The organism is Streptomyces sp. HPF1205, assembly GCF_020400825.1.
GTDB lineage: Bacteria > Actinomycetota > Actinomycetes > Streptomycetales > Streptomycetaceae > Actinacidiphila.
The window spans coordinates 1-2982 of the sequence record NZ_JAINVH010000090.1 but is presented as its reverse complement, the minus strand read 5'-3'; the positions used below and the strand labels follow the sequence as shown (position 1 = coordinate 2982).

Below are 2982 nucleotides of genomic sequence, written 5' to 3'. Positions count from 1 at the left end.
CCCACCCGTCGTCGTCCCACCGGTCGTCGTCCCACCGGTCGTGGTGCCACCCGTGGTCGTCCCACCGGTCGTGGTACCGCCCGTGGTCGTACCGCCGGTCGTGGTCCCACCCGTCGTCGTGCCACCCGTGGTCGTGCCACCCGTGGTCGTACCACCAGTGGTCGTACCACCGGTCGTCGTACCGCCGGACGTGTTGCCCGAGCCGTCGAGGCCGAAGAAGGCGATGACCGGGGCCGCCGTGCCGGGCAGCGGCAGCTGGTGGCCGAGACCCGCGATGCTGATCCCCTCAACGGGCGCCTGGGTGCCGGCCGATCCGTAGCGGGTGCGGGTCCAGTTGGTCTGCGGGGTGTCGGTGTAGACCGGCGTCTGGCTGACGCCGAGGACGTTCGTCCACTGCTTGATCTCTTCACCGAAGTTGTGGTAGCTGAGCGTCGTGTCGTTGGTGCCGTGCCAGAGCTGCACGCGGGGGCGGGGCCCGGTGTAGCCGGGGTAGGCGTTGCGGACCAGGTCGCCCCACTGCTGCGCGGTCTTGGTGATCTGGCCCTGGGCGCAGGCGCTGTTCCAGCCCGAGCCGTCGGTGGTGGCGAAGCAGCCGAAGGGCACGCCCATCATGGCCGAGCCGGCCTTGAAGATGTCCGGGTAGTCGCCCAGCAGGACGTCGGTCATCATGGCGCCGGACGAGGCGCCGGTGACGTAGACGCGGCTGGAGTCGCCGTTGTTGTGCTGCTCCACGTAGGAAACCATGGACGCGATGCTCGCCGGGTCGCTGTTGCCGTTGTGGGTGAGCGCGCCCGGGGAGGACACGTCGAAGCACTGGCCGCTGACGTTCGCGTCCGGGTAGATGACGATGAAGCCGTACTTGTCGGCGAGCGAGGCGTACTCGGTGCCGGAGTAGAAGCCGGGCCCGGTGCCGGTGCAGTAGTGGACGGCGACCAGGATCGGCGGGTGCGACTGAACGGTGTTCGGGACGTACTCGTACATCTTCAGGTTGCCCGGGTTGCTGCCGAAGTTCGTCACCTGGGTGAGCGAAGCGGCCGACGCCGTGGGAGTGAGGGCGATGAGCGTCCCCAGGAGCGACGCGATCGCGGCGAGTACGGCGACCAGCAGGCCCAGAAGGCCTCTTCCGCCTCTCGTCCTGCCGGTGCGCGCCGTGGACGCCGTGTCTTCCGTGCGAGTTTCCGAGCCCTTGTTCGCGGGCATGACAGAGCCTTTCGGGAGTCGCCGCCCGCGGGGGAGGCTCCCTCTCCTCCCGGGGCGGCCTGCGGTCGGCGTACGCCGACACCGCTTCGAAATATTTCGGCCCTCATACGAATGTTTCGGGTACGATAGGCGGCCCACGTGGTCACGTCAATACGTTCCGCAGCACCCCACAGGCACGCCCCGCCGGTGGCCGGGCGGCACGGGCCGGCCCGTCTGTCGACGCCCCGGACCGCCGGGACCCCCTTACGACAGGTGAGGAAGGGCCGGGGGGCCACACTGCTGACGCCCCCTCAGATGCCTTCGCGGCCACGGTACGGAAGGGTGCCGGGTCCCGTGCGCCGTTTCGAAAAGGATCGGAAAGAGGTCGTTGACGATTTGAGGTCACGGGTCCACACTGGCCAGCGGTTCCACCTGCTGCTCAGCCACGCCGCGTTCAGCGGCCAACTCCCGTGGCTGCGATGGCCCTCCCGAATGGTCCCCCCACCCGTTCGGCCGGGACGCACCGCTGTTCCGGTCCGGACTGCCACGAGAAGAGGTCGGAAAGTGATACCCGAGTCCCCCCACGAAGCCGCCCCGCCGCGCGCGCGCCGCCGCACCGGCCTGCGCATCACGATCGCCGCGGTCACCGCGGGCGCGACGGCCGCGATCGGCCTGATGTCGCTCGCCGGCACCGCCCACGCGGCGAGCTCGCTCGGCGCCGCCGCGGCTCAGACCGGCCGTTACTTCGGCACCGCCGTGCCGACCAGCAAGCTCAGCAACTCGCAGTACACCACGATTCTCGACCGGGAATTCAACATGATCACCCCGGAGAACGAGATGAAGTGGGACACCACCGAGCCGTCCCGCGGCAACTTCAACTTCGGCCCGGCGGACCAGATCGTCTCCCACGCCCAGTCCCACGGCCAGCGGATGCGCGGCCACACCCTGGTCTGGTACCAGCAGCTGCCGTCCTGGGTCGGCAACATCAACGATGCCACCACGCTCAAGAGCGTGATGGAGAACCACATCACCACCGAGATGACCCACTACAAGGGCAAGATCTACGCCTGGGACGTCGTCAACGAAGCCTTCGCCGACGACGGCAGCGGCCAGCAGCGCTCGAACTCCCACTTCCACCAGGTCCTGGGCAACGGCTACATCGAGGACGCCTTCCGCACCGCACGCGCCGCCGACTCCTCGGCCAAGCTGTGCTACAACGACTACAACATCGAAAACTGGAGCGACGCCAAGACCCAGGGCGTCTACAACATGGTCAAGGACTTCAAGTCCCGCGGCGTGCCCATCGACTGCGTCGGCTTCCAGAGCCACTTCGGCAGCAGCGGCCCGCCGTCCAGCTTCAAGACCACCCTGCAGAACTTCGCCGCCCTCGGCGTCGACGTCCAGATCACCGAACTGGACATCGCCCAGGCCGGCGCCACCAACTACGCCAACACCGTCAACGACTGCCTGGCCGTCACCCGCTGCGCGGGCATCACGGTCTGGGGCATCCGCGACAGCGACTCCTGGCGCAGCGGTGACAACCCCCTGCTGTTCGACAGCAACGGCAACCCCAAGGCGGCCTACAGCGCGGTCCTCAGCGCCCTCAACGCCGGCACCGGAACCGCGACTTCGGGCGGCACGAGCACTGGTGGTACGACCACGGGTGGCACGACCACCGGTGGGACCACGACGGGTGGGACCACGACCGGCGGTACGACCACGGGCGGTACCACGACCGGTGGGACGACCACGGGTGGCACCACGACCGGTGGGACCACGACCGGTGGGACGACGACGGGTGGT

At 68.7% G+C, this 2982-nt stretch carries 2 protein-coding genes; one reads left to right on the top strand and one right to left on the bottom strand.

Features of this window, described 5'->3' with window-relative positions:
• Window positions 1-1200, bottom strand: a 1200-nt coding sequence (locus K7G61_RS35710; protein WP_225851314.1) for a PHB depolymerase family esterase, incomplete at its 3' end; no start/stop codon positions are given.
• Window positions 1201-1743: 543 nt separating this feature from the next.
• Between K7G61_RS35710 and K7G61_RS35705 the strand changes: the two genes are divergently transcribed.
• A partial coding sequence (locus K7G61_RS35705; RefSeq protein WP_374204351.1) for an endo-1,4-beta-xylanase occupies window positions 1744-2982 on the top strand: 1239 nt, incomplete at its 3' end.